The following is a 17,381-nucleotide window of genomic DNA, read 5'->3' as shown; positions in this document are numbered from 1 at the left end:
AGGAGACCAAAGATGGATAAACAGTCTTCTTTCGATTTATTCGATGAACAAGCAAAATATTTAAAAGGCACGCTCCTTACCACCATTTTCTTTAATCAGGAAAACTTGTACACTGTCGCACGCATCCGCGTGCATGAGACGAATGAATCGTACGATGAGAAAGAGGCAATAATCACAGGTACTCTTCCGCCGCTGTATCAGGATGAACGCTATATTTTCTTTGGCCATTTCAAAGAACATCCGAAATACGGAAAACAATATCATGTGACACAATTCCGCAAAGATATGCCGCAGACCAAAGAAGGAATGGTTCAATATCTTTCTGGTGACCTCTTCCATGGAATCGGCAAGAAAACAGCCGAAGCGATCGTCAATCTTCTGGGGGAAAACGCCATTTCTGCGATATTGGAAAATCCGGATGTGTTGAATAGCATCCCGCAACTGAATGAAGAAAAAGCAAAGAATTTGTATGACGTTCTTATTGAGCACCAAGGGCTTGAGCAGGTCATGGTGACGCTGAATCCATTTGGTATCGGTCCTCAGCTCTCCATGAAAATTTATCAAACGTATAAGGAAGAAGCTCTTCATATCATTCAAAATAATCCATACCAGCTCATCTATGACATTGAAGGAATTGGTTTTCAGCGTGCCGACGAGCTTGGTAAAGGGATTGGGCTGTCTTACAACCATCCGGAACGGATCAGAGCAGGCTGTCTATATATCCTTCAGGAGAGGGGAACGGACGCCGGCCACGTTTATCTTCCTTCTGAACTTGTGATGGAAGAAGTGAAAAAACTGCTCACCAATGGAGAAGCTCCGATCAACGATTCAGATATTTTCCGTGAGATTGAGGCTCTAAGAGAGGATCAAAAAATCGTCATGGAGGATGACAGGCTCTATCTGCCCTCCCTGTATTTTTCTGAAAAAGGACTTGCAGAATCGGTAACAGGCATTGCCAGCCAGGAGGAGTATAAGGAAGCTTTTCCTCATTCCGAATTCCTAAAAGCACTGGGTGAACTGGAAGAAAGACTGGGAATCGAGTATGCGCCATCACAAAAGCAGGCGATCGAGACGGCTGTTTATTCACCGATCATGGTGCTTACAGGCGGCCCAGGTACGGGTAAGACTACTGTTATTAAAGGAATTGTCGAGGTATATGCAGAACTGCACGGTGTTTCATTGGACCCTTCATCCTATAAGAAGGATGAACCGTTCCCTGTGCTGCTTGTTGCTCCAACCGGCAGGGCCGCAAAACGGATGTCAGAATCCACGGGTATTCCAGCATTTACGATCCATCGTCTGTTAGGGTGGAAAGGTGGAGCGGGCTTTGAACATAGTGATGAGAACCCGCTGGAAGGAAAACTCCTCATAGTAGATGAGATGTCAATGGTTGACATTTGGCTTGCACATGCCCTGTTTAAAGCAGTCCCAGGCAATATTCAAATCATTATTGTCGGGGACGAAGATCAGCTGCCTTCTGTTGGTCCTGGCCAAGTGCTGCGGGACCTGATTGCATCGAACGTGATTCCCACGGTTGAACTTAAAGATATTTACAGGCAGGCAGAAGGCTCTTCCATCATTGAATTGGCTCATAACATGAAGAACGGCGTACTTCCGAATGATCTGAGAAAAAGAAAAGCGGACCGAAGCTTCTTTTCCTGCCAGCCGCAGCAAGTTCTGGAAGTAGTGAAACAGGTGTGCCAAAACGCGAGGCAAAAAGGGTATACGCCCAGGGATATTCAAGTCCTGGCTCCCATGTACAAGGGCAATGCAGGTATCGATATTCTGAATCAGACGCTGCAGGAACTCTTTAATCCTTCAGGACCGCAAAAACGCGAGTTGAATATTCAGCAGGTGGCTTTCAGGGTCGGGGATAAGGTTCTGCAGCTCGTTAATCAGCCGGAAGACAACGTGTACAATGGCGATATGGGAGAGATCGTATCCATTATTTATGCAAAAGAAACGACGGATAAGGAAGATCAGCTCGTTGTTGCGTTTGATGACGTGGAAGTCGTGTATACACGATCAGATTTTCATCATATAACACATGCTTACTGCTGTTCGATCCATAAGTCTCAGGGAAGTGAATTTCCGATCGTGATCATGCCAGTGGTGAAAAGTTATTTCCGTATGCTGCGAAGAAACTTGATCTATACCGGGATTACAAGAAGCCGAGAATTTTTAATTCTGTGCGGAGAAGAATCCGCCTTTGAACTTGCTGTTCAGCGTAATGATGAATCTGCCAGGTATTCGAGACTGAAGGAGCGGCTGACTCAGTTTAACATGGAAAACGTTTCAAGCATGAACCCTTAGAAGTCGTGGAATGATAAGAATGTTCGGAAGGGTGGGGGTTACTTTGCGAACATTTTCTTTTTTAAAAGGACGAAGAGCAATGCATGCCGATAGCCAAAAAATCATCGGGCGAGTAGAAGATGTGGTGGCAGATTCTAAAGGAAACGTGCTTGGTTTCATAATTTGTGAAAAAAAGCTTTCCTTTTCCTTTCGAAAGAAGTATGTGCCCTACGCTTCTGTTTCAATGGCTGGCCAGGATTCTGTATTGCTGTGCAGCTGCGGGCCGTACAAGATACCCTTCCAAGCTAAGGGGACTTTTACGATGGTAAAACATCCTCGCTGTATTTTAAAGCAGGCTCTGCTTTCAAAAGACGGAGAAACGGATGCCGTAGTAGAGGATGTATATTTTTCTGATGATTGGGGCAGGATTGTAGCAATTGAAGTGACAAAAGGTTTGTTTTCCGATTGGACGGATGGAAGATCTCTCATCTATTCCCACGAGCCGTTAACCATTGGGAAGCAGTCGCTTTTTGTACGATAAGTGCTATAAAGGAGGGCCCTCAATTTGAAATGCCCGAACTGCAGCTGCAAGGATATCGGCAAGATCGGTGTCAATCAGTATTATTGCTGGAATTGTTTTATCGAACTGTCCATTGTAAACGGCATGCTGTCCCTTCACCAGGTGGAAGAAGACGGCAGTCTGACCTCGCTTGATGATCTTTTTGAAGATCAAGATTTATCCTTTAATGCCGATGCACAATAACGTTAAGTGATCTTAATGAATGGGTGGGTGACAACATGAACAGCTATTTAAAACCTTTACTTGCCCTAGGCATCTGGGCAGCTTTTAAAGGAATGAAATCATCCGGAAAAAACGGGATGAATTTTATGAGGATGGACGACCTGTTATCTTCTAAAAGAGTAAGAAAAATACGTAAGAGACTGGCAAAAGCCATTTATTAAAGAAATGAAAGTCCATGCTAAAAAAAGCATGGACTTTTTTTCATGAAATGAGAGGTTGTGGCAACAATATAGATGGAGGTGTTTACCATACATCGAGAAAAGTATATGAAGTGGATCATCCGCCTGTCTCTGTTGGTACTTTTGTTTCTGTGCGGCTGGCTGCTGCTTAAGCTTGCCCCTTTCTGGACACCTGTGCTGACAACGGTCAAAGCGGTGTTTATCCCTTTTTTTATTGCGGTGTTCATCACCTACTTGCTTCATCCACTCGTAGAAAAGCTGCATCATTGGGGCGTTCCGCGGACACTGGCGATTCTGTTTATCTACGTTTTGTTTTTTGGCGGTATCGGCTACGGAGTATACAAAGGCATCCCATACATGGTGCTTCAGATACGGGAACTCGTCTCAAATATACCTGCCATATCAAAAACGTACCGTAACTGGCTGCTGGAAGTGGATCACCATACCTCCCGGCTGCCTCGTTCCATTCATCTCCGCATTGAAGATTATATCCAATCGGCTGAACATTACTTGGAAAAAAGTGCGGCTAATGTGATCGGATCCATAAAAAAAATTGTCGATTATTTTTTTGTATTGATTATCATCCCGTTCCTTGTTTTTTATTTTTTAAAGGATATTGATGTAATTAAACGAGCATGCTGGTATATAACCCCGAGAAAATGGCGGAAAGAAGGCATTCACTTATTGAAAGATATTGACCGGTCTCTTGGCGGCTATATACGCGGGCAGCTGTTTGTCGGCAGTCTTCTCGGTGCAGCTGCTGTGCTCGCTCTCTGGCTGGCAGGTATGCCTTATCCGATTATTCTTGGGATTATTATAGCCATAACCGATGTTATCCCTTATTTTGGACCTATTCTTGGTGCTGTGCCGGTTATATTCATCGCATTCACAATCTCTGTAAAAATGGTGCTGATTGTTGCAGGGATTATGCTTGTGCTTCAGTTTATAGAAGGAAATATTTTAGGGCCTCTAATCGTTGGCAAAAGCCTTCATATCCATCCAGCTCTGATTATCCTCGCTCTCCTTGCAGGCGGAGAAATTGGGGGGATTTTGGGCTTGATTCTAGCTGTTCCTGTGTTTTCTATACTTAAAGTGATCGTTGTTCACATCCGTGATCACAGACTTACGGCAAAGATTGACAAAATGCCATAGAAGGAATTATACTTACTGCAAGATAAAGCAAAACGATGATGGAGATAAGTACGTTTCTACCCTTTTATAGAGAGGAAACCCAAGGCTGGAAGGTTTCTAAAAGTAAGAGGAACGGAAAGCTACTCCCGAGTGCAATTAATACCTGCCGGTTAAACCCCGTTAACGTTTATTTAAGGTGATGATCCCCATTGAAAGCGGGTTCATAACCAGGGTGGTACCGCGTGAATAACAACTCTCGTCCCTGATGCAGATCAGGAACGGGAGTTTTTTTATTTGCCCGTCGTTTTTATACCAGAAAGGAGATTGGGAAGATGAAAACTTTAACATCTGCTCAAGTAAGACAAATGTTTCTGGATTTTTTCCAGGAGAAGGGCCACAGTGTCGAGCCAAGTGCATCACTCGTCCCCCACGAAGATCCGTCTTTGCTATGGATTAATAGTGGAGTAGCAACGCTGAAAAAATACTTTGACGGCAGGGTCATCCCTGAAAATCCAAGAATCGTGAATGCGCAGAAATCAATCCGTACCAATGATATTGAAAATGTAGGTATCACAGCAAGACACCACACATTCTTTGAGATGCTTGGGAACTTTTCTATCGGGGACTATTTTAAAGAAGAAGCCATCATTTGGGCTTGGGAGTTTCTAACGGATCCAAAATGGATTGGATTTGATCCTGAAATGCTTTCTGTAACCATTCATCCGGAAGATGATGAAGCATTCGATATCTGGAACAAGACAGTAGGGGTGCCTGCAGAACGAATCATCCGTCTGGAAGGAAATTTCTGGGATATCGGTGAAGGGCCGAGTGGGCCAAACACAGAGATCTTCTATGACCGAGGAGAAACGTACGGTAAAGACCCAGAAGATCCGGAACTTTACCCGGGTGGAGAAAATGACCGTTATCTTGAAGTATGGAACCTTGTTTTTTCTGAGTTCAACCATAATCCTGATGGAACGTATACTCCACTTCCGAAGAAGAATATTGATACAGGAATGGGCCTTGAGCGCATGGTTTCCGTCATCCAGAACGTTCCGACCAACTATGACACAGATCTCTTCATCCCTGTGATTCGGATGACTGAACAGCTTTCAGGCAGCAAGTATGGAGTAAGCAAGGAAACGGATACGGCGTTTAAGGTAATTGCTGACCATATTCGAACGGTCGCTTTTGCGGTTTCAGACAATGCACTGCCTTCAAATGAAGGACGCGGATATATTCTTCGCCGCCTGATCAGAAGAGCGACACGTTTCGCTAAACAAATAGGCTTAGATCGTCCGTTCATGTTTGAACTTGTACCGACTGTTGCTGACATAATGGTTGACTTTTATCCTGAAGTGAAAGAGAAAGTTCCTTTTATTCAGCGCGTCATCAAGAACGAAGAGGAACGTTTCCATGAAACCATCAATGAAGGATTGGCGATTCTTGAGGATGTCATCCAAAAAGAAAAAGCATCAGGCAGCAGCACGATTGCAGGAAAGGATGCGTTTAAACTCTATGATACATTCGGTTTTCCTTTTGAACTGACTGAAGAGTACGCTGCTGAACACAATATGGAAGTCGACCGTGCCGGTTTTGAAAAAGAGATGGAAGCACAGCGTGAACGTGCTCGTTCAGCGCGCCAGGATGTAGATTCCATGCAAGTGCAGGGAGGCGTACTCAGCGATATCAAAACCAACAGTGAATTTGTCGGTTATGATGAAGAAAGAAGTACTTCAAAAGTGCTGGAGACTCTTCAAAACGGTGAGCGGGTAGACCTGCTAGGCGAAGGAGAAGAGGGGCAGGTCATCTTGGATCTCACTCCATTCTACGCTGAAAGCGGCGGTCAGGTAGCCGATCAGGGAACTATTATTGGAGAAGGTGTAGAATTGTACGTGAAGGATGTACAGAAGGCGCCGAACGGTCAGAACCTTCATACTGTAATGGTAGTGAAAGGAAGCTTGCGCACAGGGATTGAAGTCGTGGCACAAGTAAATGCTGAGAAGCGTGCTGCTATTGTAAAAAATCATACGGCTACCCACCTTCTGCATCAGGCGCTGAAAGATGTTCTGGGAACCCATGTTAATCAGGCTGGTTCTCAAGTCGCGCCAGGAAGACTTAGATTTGACTTCTCTCACTTCGGAAGTATTTCTCCTGAGGAACTGGAGCGCATCGAGGAAATCGTCAATCAGAAAATCTGGAAGACGATCGCAGTGGATAAAATGCTGAAACCAATCGATGAAGCAAAAGCTATGGGTGCAATGGCTTTATTCGGTGAAAAGTACGGAAAAGTAGTCCGTGTCGTTCAGATTGGGGATTACAGCCTTGAGCTTTGCGGTGGATGCCACGTTCATAATACATCTGAGATCGGGTTGTTTAAGATCCTTTCTGAGACAGGAATCGGTGCTGGAACAAGAAGGATTGAAGCTGTAACAGGACAGGAAGCATACCAGGCGATGAAGGAACAGGTTCAGGTTCTTCGTGACGCTGCTGCTATACTGAAAACCAGTACAAAAGAAGTGCCGCACCGCATCGAAACACTTCAAAGCCAAATTCGCGAACTTCAGCGTGAGAAGGAAGCTTTGTCTTCTAAATTAGGCAACATGGAAGCAGGAAGCTTAATCAACGAAAAAGTAGAGGTCAATGGTGTTTCTCTGATCGTTAAAAAAGTAAATGCGGCAGATATGAATGGCCTGCGTTCCATCGTTGATGATTTAAAAAATAAACTTTCGAGCGGAATTGTAGTACTCGGAGCAGTAAATAATGATAAAGTAAACATTGTAGCCGGTGTTACAAAAGATTTGATTTCAAAAGGCTACCATGCCGGCAATCTTGTAAAAGAGGTAGCTTCACGCTGCGGCGGAGGCGGCGGAGGCCGTCCTGACATGGCCCAAGCTGGAGGAAAAGATCCCGAAAAATTGGAATCTGCATTGGAATCGGTGGTTGATGCAGTTAAATCTGTTTGCTAATCACAGCATTAAGGGTACAATGACTGTATAAAGGGAAAATACATTCAGTCAAAAGGGAGAAGTTAGAGAAAGAGGTGTTGGCCGTGAGTTCTATGGATAAAACAATGAAGTTTAATTTTCATGACGATTCAATGGATCCAAATGTGCAAAAAGTGCTATTCTCCGTTTATGAAGCACTGCAGGAAAAAGGCTATAACCCGATAAATCAAATTGTCGGGTATCTGTTATCAGGAGACCCAGCCTATATTCCGCGCCATAAGGATGCCAGAACGATGATTCGTAAAATTGAACGGGATGAACTTATTGAAGAACTGGTTAAATCCTATCTTGATACGAAGGAAAAGGATTCTCTCTAATGACCAGAATTCTAGGACTTGATGTGGGTTCCCACACGGTTGGAGTGGCCGTCAGCGATGCCATGGGCTGGACTGCTCAGGGAATTGAAACGGTCAGGAGAAAACCGCATCAGCCCGACGAAGTCTTTGAACGTATTGGCGAGTGGGTCAAACAGTACGAAGTTGAAGAAATTGTAGTAGGCTTACCCAAAAACATGAACGGATCCATTGGTCCGAGCGGTGAAGCATGCCAGGAATTTGCCCGAGAGGCTGAAAAGCGGTTTGAACTTCCCGTCGTGTTATGGGACGAGCGGTTAACGACGATGGCTGCCGAAAAAATGCTGATTTCAGCAGATGTCAGCCGCAAAAAAAGGAAACAAGTGATTGATAAGATGGCAGCGGTTTTGATTCTGCAAGGTTATTTAGACAGCCGCCAATTAAAAAATTGAGGTGATTCAAATGGCAAATGAAGAAAAAGAGCACATTATCATTCCAGGAGAAGATGGAGAAGAGAACCTGTTTGAAGTACTAATGACGATTGACGGAAGCACCACTCCGACAGGCCATTCTTACATTCTGCTCGTACCAGCTGGTGACGATCAAGAAGATGAGGAGAGCGAAGAGCAGGAAGTTTTTCCTTTCCGTTTTGTAGACAAGGGTGAAGGGGAAGACGATATCGAGCTTTTCCCTCTTGAAACAGATGAAGAGTGGCAAATGATCGAAGAAACACTAAACGCTTTTCAAGATGAAGAAGAATAATCGATTGGCAGCTAAAGTCTAACTTTAGCTGCTTTTTTTTATGACATTGGAGCATACTTCAAATTCCTTTATCTGGGAGTTGTGTCTGGCTGCAGCGCTAGTATCCGCAGGGCATAAGTCCGGCATCGATTAATGATGAACTTATTCTATATCGGACTTTAACAGAGACGCTTGCGCTTTTCTTAATTATGGAAGCTAGACATGATTTTTACTTATCAGTATAATTAAGCAGATGAAGGGAGAGAAAAGGGTGTTAATATTAAATACGGTTTCCGGAGGCCCTCTTGATTCCGGCCGGAAAAACCGAAAAAGAAATACAGCAGTCGTTCTATTTCTGATCTTTGTGATCATTGCCGCAGCTGCTGTATATGGATATACATACATAAAAGATGCGCTTGGACCTGTAAACCCACATAACAATAAAAAGATTACGGTAGATATACCGATTGGTTCTTCAGTTTCCACTATCGGAAAAATTTTAGAAGACAAAGGGCTGATCACCAGCAGCATGGTCTTTCAGGTGTATGCCAAATCTAAAGAGTCTGGAAATTTGCAGGCTGGCGTCTATGACCTTAAACCTTCAATGAATGTCGATCAGCTGATCGCCGCTTTAAAGAACGGTAAAGTATTTCGCCATCCTGAAACCTCCTTCACCATACCTGAAGGGTTTATCATTCCGCAAGTAGCCGAAGTATTGGCGAAAAACACCGGCCAAAGCAAAGAACAAGTAATGAAGATTATGAACGACAGAACATTTGTGAAAGAGCTGCAGGCGCAGTTTCCTATTATTGATAATAAAGTTTATGACAAAAAGGTCTATTATCCGCTTGAAGGGTATTTGTTCCCTGCGAAATATGAGTTTGATGAGAAAAAACCTGATGTAAAAGCGGTTATAAAGAAAATGGTGGAAAAAACGCAAAGGGTCATAGATAACTACCAGGCTGAAATTAAAAAAAGCAAGAAAAAGCCTTATGAAGTTCTGACTTTAGCATCAATGATTGAAGAGGAAGCTCAAAGGCCAGAAGATCGTCCTAAAATATCAGGCGTTTTTTACAACCGGTTAAAAAAGAAAATGACGCTTGATTCCGATCCAACCGTTAAATATGCACGTAAGAACTTTAAAGTACAAGTTCTCTACAAAGAACTAAAGTTTGACTCACCTTATAATACGTATAAATATCCAGGGCTGCCCATTGGCCCGGTGGCATCTCCAGGTGAAGAATCGATTAAGGCTGCACTGAAGCCAGAACCGTCGGGATATTACTTTTTCTATGCCCGCCCAAACGGTCAAGTGATTTATACAAAAACATACAAGGAACATACAAAAGTCGTTCAAAAATACCGGGATGAATGGCAGGCGCACGCAAGGAAAAGCTAAAAAGAAAACATAACATTATGCTTTTATGATATAATGTTCCGGGTTAAGTAAGGAGGCATCGCCTTGATCACAAAAGAAGTACAGGACTATATCGAAGAATTAATTCCTGATCGGGATCCGAGAATAATGGAAATTGAGGAGTATGCAAAAGAGCATAGTGTTCCGATCATGGAGCTCGTCGGCATTGAAGCCTTGCTTCAGCACCTCCGAATTATCCAGCCGAAAAAAATCCTGGAGGTAGGAACAGCCATAGGGTATTCTGCGATTCGTATGGCAGAAGCTGTACCAGATGCTTCGATCGTTACCATTGAGAAAGATCCAGAACGATACGAGCTGGCTGTGGCCAATATTAAGGAATTAGGATTTACGGACAGAATAACTGTATTGCAGGGTGACGCCAATGAATTAGCAGCAGAGGCAGAAAAACATGCACCCTTCGATGTTGTATTTATAGATGCCGCAAAAGGGCAATACCAGCGTTTTTTTGAGAACTATGGAAGACAGCTTCGGCCGAAGGGCATCATGATCTCAGATAATATTCTATTTAAAGGCTATGTTGCCGATGACAGCGAGGTTGAAACGCGACGGCTGGCATCCTTAGTCAGAAAGATTCGTTCTTACAATGAGTTTCTCATGAACCACGAAGAGTATACAACTGCCATTCTGCCTGTCGGCGACGGCTTAGCCATCAGCATGAAAAAGGATAAAGAGCAGCGTTAGAGAGATTGGAAGGAGAAAGATCATGGTACAAAAACCGATTGTCATAGGGGTAGCAGGGGGTTCAGGCTCTGGAAAAACTACAGTTGCCAAGGAAATCTACCGCCAGTTTGCCGATCAGTCGATTCTGATTATAGAGCAGGATTCATATTACAGAGATCAATCCGACAAAACGATGGACGAGCGTCTCAAAACAAATTATGATCATCCTCTGGCTTTTGACAATGAATTGCTTATTCGTCAAATAAACGAACTTTTGGAATATAAATCCATAGAAAAGCCGGTTTATGACTATACAGCACATACAAGAAGTGATAAAATTATCCCAGTTGAACCGAAAGATGTAATCATTCTTGAAGGTATTTTAATTTTGGAAGATGAGCGTCTAAGGGACCTAATGGATATCAAACTATTTGTCGACACGGATGCCGATGTCCGGATTATCCGGCGTATGGTCAGGGACACCCGTGACAGAGGACGCACGCTCGAATCAGTGATCGATCAGTATACATCAGTAGTCCGTCCGATGCATAACCAGTTCATTGAACCTACAAAACGGTATGCGGATATCATTATCCCGGAAGGCGGACAAAACCGGGTAGCGATCGATTTGATGGTCACCAAAATTCAAACTATCCTTGAAGAAAAAGCAATCCTAAAAAAATGAGGCTGAGTCCTCATTTTTTCCGCATGGTTCGGTTTATTGCCACCATTAAATTTGGCAAGCGCTTTATTTTTTAGTAAGGTGTAAGAAAACCGATATACATATCAGATCTGTTTGACGACATATATAGTTATCAAGGGTACTGATTAATTGAAGGAGTGAATTGAGAATGTCAGAAGAGAAAAAACATTATATGACGCTTGAAGGCAAGCAAAAATTAGAGAACGAATTAGAACATTTAAAGACTGAAAAAAGAAAAGAAGTAGTAGAACGTATAAAAATCGCTCGCAGCTTCGGTGATCTTTCCGAAAACTCGGAGTATGATGCTGCAAAAGACGAACAGGCTTTTGTTGAAGCCAGAATCGTTCAATTGGAGAAAATGGTACGCGATGCCGTGATCATTGAAGAAAATAAAGCGGCAGGAGACAGCGTATCCATCGGAAAATCTGTAAAGTTTCTTGAGCTTCCAGATGGTGACGAAGAAACTTACATGATTGTCGGAAGCGCGGAGGCCGATCCGTTTGAAGGAAAAATCTCAAATGATTCTCCGATGGCAAAAAGCCTTTTAGGCAAGAAAGTCGGAGAGCAGGTTTCAGTACAAACTCCAGGCGGAGAAATAAGTGTACGAATTTTAGAAGTAAAATAAAGAAAACAGCGTCTTAGAGGACGCTGTTTTTTGTTTTAGGCAGGCAGCAAGTTTATTTAAAGCCGGGAGAGACCACAATGAAAATGAGGTGGTCTTTATGAAAATCATTCATAAACGCATAGTGATTTCCGGCTCGCTATTTCTTTTGGGTTTGTTTCTCCTTGCCGGGCGCCTGATTCAGATACAGCTAGTATCTACAGAATCCTTTTCAAAACATAAGGTCAATCTCATTGACGAGAGTGTAAGACAACGGACACATTCCTTTACAATCAATGAAGGAAGAGGGCTTCTGCTTGACCGAAATGGCGAGATGATCTCCGCGGAATTAAAGCCAGCTGTTATTTTATTCCCTTTTTTGCAGGGTGAAGCGAAGGTTATCGATAAAGTGGCGGATGTGCTGGGAAAAAGTCCTTCTGTAATTCGGAGAGCGATTGAAGGGCACGAAGAACCCTTCGTTATCGCTGATGAGAAAGATGATATAACGACCGAGACAATGGAAAGAATCAATAAATTAAAGCTTCCAGGAGTTTATGCTCATTATATTGCAAGAAATAAGCACTCGGAGTTTGCCAGTTCCTTGCTCGGCGTAACGGGACAAGCCCCGGAAGTGATCAAGAAAAATTATAAAGATAAACTTGATAAAGGGATGATCAGTGTTAATACAAAAATTGGAAAAACGGGATTTCAGCAGGCGTTTGATCCGTTTTTGATCTCTGAAGGAGAGACGAAGCTGATCTATCACGTTGACCGGTCAGGGTCTCCCCTTTTCGGTCTGAACGTTAAATACCTTGCTCCATCCAATCCCTTTTATCCGGTTAGTGTGAAAACCACGGTAGACAGCAAGCTGCAGGCCATTCTTGAGCGTGCTGTTGACGTAAGCGGTATAAAAAATGGCGGAGCTGTACTGCTGGACGTTTCGAGCAATGAACTGCTAGGTATGGTAAGCCGGCCATACAAAACAGGCTTAAGCAAAAACCAGATGCTGACTCGGCATGCTCCGGGTTCTGTTTTTAAAATCGTGACGGCGGCCGCTGCCATTGAGCATAAAGATCTTCAAAAAGAGAGGACGTTTGACTGTGACCTCGGGATTGATGGGAAGAAGGCCAAGCATCCACTAGGAAATTTGGACTTTAACAGCAGTTTCTCACAAAGCTGCAATCGGACATTCGGCCTGCTGGCTAATGATATGATGAAAAAAGATCATAGCATGCTGGATGACTATGCAAAGAAGCTTGGCTTGACCGGCAGATCAGGCTGGAACGGGCAAGTTTATCATTATCAAGACTTCAAACAGTTTCCGGAAGAAGAGCATGCAACGATCTGGGCTGACCGCTACGACAAAAATCAGCCATTAGCCATCTCTCAAACGGCGATCGGCCAAAAAGATGTCCAGGTTACACCTTTATCCATTGCAAACATGATAGCTGGCATCGCTCGTGGAGGAAAAGTGGAGGAAGTGAAAGGTGCGACAAAAATCCTGTATAAAAACGGGAATACCTTGCTTACTTTTCAAGACCATAAGAAAAAAGCAGAAATACAGCCTTATACTGCGCAAAAGCTTCAGATGCTTCTACGCGGCGTTGTAACCGATCCAAAAGGAACAGGGAGGGCGTTACAGGGTCTGCCATATGCAGTGGCGGGCAAGTCCGGAACGGCAGAGAAAGGGAAAGCTAATACTTCAAATAAATGGTTTGCCGGTTATTTTCCTGCCGACCATCCAAAATATGCGCTCGTTGTTATTGATTTAGATTATACAGGTGCACGTACAACTGTTATTTCGGCTTATGCCGATATTGTGAAAAAGATTTACAATAACGATAAAGAAAAATAATAAGTTCTGCTACATACTCAAAATCTCAAACTTGTCGAATTCGTTTATCGTGGTAAAATTGATATAGCAAAACTTTTTTAGGAGGTTTGTATGAGCAGAAAACAATACCGTTCTCGCTTTGAAAAGCGAAAACAAAATCGAACATTAAACATTGCAATCGGAGTAGTTATCCTTTTGATTATAATTGTCGGAGCTAACATATTCATGAACGGAGGCAGCAGCCCGACGTCTTCTTCTCCTGCTCACGGTAATCAGGATAAGAAAAACCATTCCTCTTCCTCTAAAACCGATACAAAAAAGAAAGACGACTCGATCGTCGTAGATGAAAATAAGAATAAAGATTCCTCTGGTACGGATCAGAATTCTTCTTCGCAGAAAGATGACAGCGAAGATAAAAATAAAGATGATGCAGCTAAAAAAGAGACCGATAAACCTGAAGGGGGAGGCCCAGATGGTCCATGGGATCCTGTGGGAACTTCACAATCAGGCACACACACCAAATCGTACGATAAAGGAACTCCGGACTGGAACGAACAAACAAAGGCTTTATCCTATGCAACAGGAATACCCGAAGATCAAATGACATTATTGTGGCTGGGTAATGGAGGGGCACCGGACAAATCGGTAGGACGTGTCCTTTCAAAGGAAGATGGAAGCCGCTATGAAGTTCAGCTTCAATGGGAAGACGGCAAAGGCTGGAAACCTACAAGCGTTACAAAAAATTAATAAAAGCATAAGACGTCTGAACATTTGTTCAGACGTCTTTTTCGTTAATTTAGGCCCCAAAATGTGAGTGCCGTTTGATTGATTATTCCTGATTTCTGTGATATCTTGGAACCTGTAAAGTTTTAATTCATAGTATAGTGATAGGAATTATATATTTTAAATAGACGGAGTGGGTAAAATGGGCAGAGAATTTATTTCGTTATTTGATGAGTGGGCAGAATCATACGATCAATCAGTCTCAGGCCAAGATGAAGAATATAAGGAAGTATTTGATCGATATGGAGAAATTCTTGAAGCGGTTGCCTCAAGGACGACAGGAACTGTCGCAGAATTTGGAGTGGGTACTGGAAACCTGACCGAAAAACTGCTGGATGCCGGGAGAACGGTTTATGGTATTGAACCTTCTAAAGGCATGCGGGAAAAGACAAAAGCCCGTTTTGCAGATCTGCAGCTTTTTGATGGAGACTTTTTGGCATTTCCAGAACTTCCTGGAGAGATTGATGCTATCGTAAGCACCTATGCTTTCCATCACCTTACAGATAAAGAAAAAGACTCTGCTATCCAATTATATAGCCAGATTTTAAAGGAAAATGGTAAAATTGTATTTGCGGATACAGCTTTCATTAATGAGGCGGACCGGCAGGAAAGGTACCGCATCGTAAAAGATCAAGGTTATTTAAACCTGCTGCAGGATCTTCAGACGGAATATTATACGACGCTTGAAGTGCTGAAAGAAATTTTTCAAAAATATGGTTTTGAAGTTTCTTTTGAAAAATTAAATACCTACGTCTGGCTGATGGAAGCTGTTAAAACGAAAAAAATTTAACAGGATATATTGGAGTTGTCGCTATGAAAATTGGAATAATCGGTGCTATGGAAGAAGAGGTCATCATTCTTCGGGATAAACTATCACAAAGGCAGGACAAAATTCTCGCCGGCTGTGAATTTTATACTGGGAAGATTGATGGACTTGATATCATTCTCCTGAAATCGGGTATTGGTAAAGTAAATGCCGCTATTGGAACAACGTTGATGATTGAGATGTTTCAACCAGACTGCCTTATCAATACAGGATCAGCCGGAGGGTTTCACAAAGACCTGAATGTTGGAGATGTCGTCATCTCAACGGAAGTTCGCCATCATGATGTGGATGCAACCATCTTTGGCTATGAATATGGGCAGGTTCCACAGATGCCGGCCTACTATGTACCGGATGCCGACCTTGTTTCCATCGCTTTAAAAAGTGCGGAGAAGGTAAGCGGAATACAAGTAGCTAAAGGTCTGATCGCTTCAGGTGACTCGTTCATGAGCGATCATGAACGAGTGGAATTTATCCGGACAAAGCTTGCGGGCTTGTATGCAGCAGAAATGGAAGCCGCGGCAATTGCTCAGGTTGCCTATCAGTTCAAGGTGCCTTTTGTCATTATCCGATCTCTTTCAGATATAGCCGGTAAAGATGCCCGCGTATCTTATGACCAATTTTTAGATACTGCCTCCAAGCACTCGGCAGAATTGATTTTATTAATGATAGAGGAGTTGAAACAAAATGGTTAAAAAAATGAATGTAGAAAGCTTCAACCTTGATCATACTAAAGTTGCAGCACCTTATGTACGTCTTGCTGGTACAACCCAAGGTAAAAATGGAGATGTTATCCATAAATATGATATTCGCTTTAGCCAGCCGAACAAAGATCATATGGATATGGCGGGGCTTCATTCAATCGAACATTTAATGGCAGAAAATATCCGTAACCATCATGATTCAGTGGTGGATATCAGCCCAATGGGCTGCCAAACCGGATTCTATCTTTCAGTCATTAACCATGACAACTATGATGAAATCCTTGAGGTCCTAGAAAAAACATTGCATGATGTGCTAAAAGCGGAGGAAGTGCCTGCCTGCAACGAAGTTCAATGCGGATGGGCGGCCAATCACAGCTTGGAAGGCGCAAAAGAGATTGCAGAAAAAATGTTAGCGAAAAAAGATGAGTGGAACAAGGTGTTTGCTGAATAAGAGGAGTTTGTGTGATGACGGTTTATAAAAACATACATGAGTTAATCGGTAATACACCGATGGTCCAACTGACTCAGTTTCCGTTGCCAAAAGGGGTGCGGCTGTTTGCCAAACTTGAATATTTCAATCCTGGAGGAAGCGTGAAAGACCGGCTGGGGAAAGAATTACTGGATGAGGCGTTCCGTACAGGAAAACTGGTGGAGGGCGGTACCATCATTGAACCGACAGCCGGCAATACAGGAATTGGTCTGGCATTGGCAGCTATTAACAGAGGTATTAACGTTACGTTTGTTATCCCTGAAAAGTTCAGTATGGAAAAGCAGGACATCATGAGAGCTCTAGGCGCAACCATTATTAATACGCCAACAGAGGAAGGGATAAAGGGAGCGATAAAGAAGACTGAACAGCTTCTTACTGAGATTCCTAACTCCTTTACTCCAGCTCAGTTTTCCAATCCGGCCAATCCTGCTACGTACTATAAAACGCTTGGACCAGAAATTTGGCAGGACTTAAACGGCGAGGTTGACATCTTTGTTGCAGGAGCCGGCACAGGCGGTACATTCATGGGTACCGCACAGTTCCTAAAAGAAAAGAAACCGGAAATTAAAACGGTTATTGTAGAGCCAGAAGGGTCGATTTTGAACGGCGGCCAGTCAGGACCTCATAAAACAGAAGGAATCGGTATGGAATTCCTGCCAGGCTACATGGATTCTTCTTATTTTCAAGCGATCCATACAGTTAGCGATGTTGACGCATTTAACAGGGTGAAAGAATTGGCACAAAAAGAAGGCATTCTTGCTGCCAGTTCTTCAGGTGCTGCTCTTCATGCTGCATTGCTGGAAGCAGAAACAGCTCCTGCAGGTTCGTCAATCGTCACAATCTTCCCCGATGGAAGTGACCGATATTTAAGCAAAAAGATATACGAAGGAGGCATTTAA

At 43.2% G+C, this 17,381-nt stretch carries 19 protein-coding genes and 1 other annotated feature; all 19 genes read left to right on the top strand.

The genetic code is table 11. The features are described from left to right. Positions 1–12 precede the first annotated feature (12 nt). Positions 13–2,313 carry an SF1B family DNA helicase RecD2 gene (gene recD2, locus LCY76_RS14850; RefSeq protein WP_248253262.1) on the top strand — a complete coding sequence of 767 codons (2,301 nt, stop codon included), beginning with the start codon at positions 13–15 and terminating at the stop codon, positions 2,311–2,313. Between the two features lie 10 nt (positions 2,314–2,323). Beyond that, the gene (locus tag LCY76_RS14845; RefSeq protein WP_336606261.1) at positions 2,324–2,833 is read left to right on the top strand and encodes a PRC-barrel domain-containing protein; all 510 of its coding nucleotides are present in this window, start codon (positions 2,324–2,326) and stop codon (positions 2,831–2,833) included. A gap of 24 nt (positions 2,834–2,857) precedes the next feature. Beyond that, entirely contained in the window at positions 2,858–3,055 is a 198-nt protein-coding gene (locus LCY76_RS14840) for a hypothetical protein (RefSeq protein WP_053357738.1), read from the top strand. A 35-nt stretch (positions 3,056–3,090) separates the two neighbouring features. Further along, a complete protein-coding gene (locus LCY76_RS14835) occupies positions 3,091–3,255 on the top strand; it encodes a hypothetical protein (protein ID WP_248253260.1) in 165 nt (54 codons plus the stop codon). A gap of 105 nt (positions 3,256–3,360) precedes the next feature. Next, on the top strand, positions 3,361–4,425 hold the full coding sequence (locus LCY76_RS14830; protein ID WP_248253259.1) for an AI-2E family transporter: 1,065 nt from the start codon (positions 3,361–3,363) through the stop codon (positions 4,423–4,425). Between the two features lie 26 nt (positions 4,426–4,451). Next, positions 4,452–4,671 (top strand) — a binding site (T-box leader). A gap of 65 nt (positions 4,672–4,736) precedes the next feature. Continuing rightward, positions 4,737–7,373 (top strand): alanine--tRNA ligase, encoded by a 2,637-nt coding sequence (gene alaS / locus LCY76_RS14825; RefSeq protein WP_248253258.1) that lies wholly within the window; start codon positions 4,737–4,739, stop codon positions 7,371–7,373. An 83-nt stretch (positions 7,374–7,456) separates the two neighbouring features. Beyond that, positions 7,457–7,729, top strand: coding sequence for an IreB family regulatory phosphoprotein (locus LCY76_RS14820; protein WP_053357741.1), 273 nt, complete (start codon positions 7,457–7,459; stop codon positions 7,727–7,729). Then, positions 7,729–8,157, top strand: coding sequence for a Holliday junction resolvase RuvX (gene ruvX, locus LCY76_RS14815; protein WP_091004271.1), 429 nt, complete (start codon positions 7,729–7,731; stop codon positions 8,155–8,157). Before LCY76_RS14820 ends, ruvX begins: the two co-directional genes overlap by 1 nt. Positions 8,158–8,167: 10 nt before the next feature. Next, positions 8,168–8,467, top strand: coding sequence for a DUF1292 domain-containing protein (locus LCY76_RS14810; RefSeq protein WP_053357743.1), 300 nt, complete (start codon positions 8,168–8,170; stop codon positions 8,465–8,467). Positions 8,468–8,717: 250 nt separating this feature from the next. Further along, the gene (mltG, locus tag LCY76_RS14805; RefSeq protein ID WP_248253257.1) at positions 8,718–9,845 is read left to right on the top strand and encodes an endolytic transglycosylase MltG; all 1,128 of its coding nucleotides are present in this window, start codon (positions 8,718–8,720) and stop codon (positions 9,843–9,845) included. A 63-nt stretch (positions 9,846–9,908) separates the two neighbouring features. After that, the gene (locus LCY76_RS14800) at positions 9,909–10,565 is read left to right on the top strand and encodes an O-methyltransferase (RefSeq protein WP_248253256.1); all 657 of its coding nucleotides are present in this window, start codon (positions 9,909–9,911) and stop codon (positions 10,563–10,565) included. A 22-nt stretch (positions 10,566–10,587) separates the two neighbouring features. Next, positions 10,588–11,229 carry a uridine kinase gene (gene udk / locus LCY76_RS14795; protein ID WP_091004282.1) on the top strand — a complete coding sequence of 214 codons (642 nt, stop codon included), beginning with the start codon at positions 10,588–10,590 and terminating at the stop codon, positions 11,227–11,229. A gap of 166 nt (positions 11,230–11,395) precedes the next feature. Further along, positions 11,396–11,872, top strand: coding sequence for a transcription elongation factor GreA (gene greA, locus LCY76_RS14790; RefSeq protein WP_053357747.1), 477 nt, complete (start codon positions 11,396–11,398; stop codon positions 11,870–11,872). Positions 11,873–11,969: 97 nt separating this feature from the next. Then, on the top strand, positions 11,970–13,703 hold the full coding sequence (locus LCY76_RS14785) for a peptidoglycan D,D-transpeptidase FtsI family protein (RefSeq protein WP_248253255.1): 1,734 nt from the start codon (positions 11,970–11,972) through the stop codon (positions 13,701–13,703). A gap of 90 nt (positions 13,704–13,793) precedes the next feature. Then, positions 13,794–14,429 carry a YrrS family protein gene (locus tag LCY76_RS14780; RefSeq protein ID WP_248253254.1) on the top strand — a complete coding sequence of 212 codons (636 nt, stop codon included), beginning with the start codon at positions 13,794–13,796 and terminating at the stop codon, positions 14,427–14,429. Between the two features lie 178 nt (positions 14,430–14,607). Beyond that, positions 14,608–15,255, top strand: coding sequence for a class I SAM-dependent DNA methyltransferase (locus LCY76_RS14775; RefSeq protein ID WP_248253253.1), 648 nt, complete (start codon positions 14,608–14,610; stop codon positions 15,253–15,255). Positions 15,256–15,278: 23 nt separating this feature from the next. Further along, on the top strand, positions 15,279–15,983 hold the full coding sequence (gene mtnN, locus LCY76_RS14770; protein WP_248253252.1) for a 5'-methylthioadenosine/S-adenosylhomocysteine nucleosidase: 705 nt from the start codon (positions 15,279–15,281) through the stop codon (positions 15,981–15,983). Next, positions 15,976–16,443, top strand: coding sequence for an S-ribosylhomocysteine lyase (locus tag LCY76_RS14765; RefSeq protein ID WP_248253251.1), 468 nt, complete (start codon positions 15,976–15,978; stop codon positions 16,441–16,443). Before mtnN ends, LCY76_RS14765 begins: the two co-directional genes overlap by 8 nt. A gap of 14 nt (positions 16,444–16,457) precedes the next feature. Further along, positions 16,458–17,381 carry a PLP-dependent cysteine synthase family protein gene (locus tag LCY76_RS14760; RefSeq protein WP_248253250.1) on the top strand — a complete coding sequence of 308 codons (924 nt, stop codon included), beginning with the start codon at positions 16,458–16,460 and terminating at the stop codon, positions 17,379–17,381.

It is taken from the genome of Fictibacillus marinisediminis, from assembly GCF_023149135.1.
Lineage (GTDB): Bacteria > Bacillota > Bacilli > Bacillales > Fictibacillaceae > Fictibacillus_C > Fictibacillus_C marinisediminis.
This window is presented reverse-complemented; position numbering and strand designations above follow the sequence as displayed.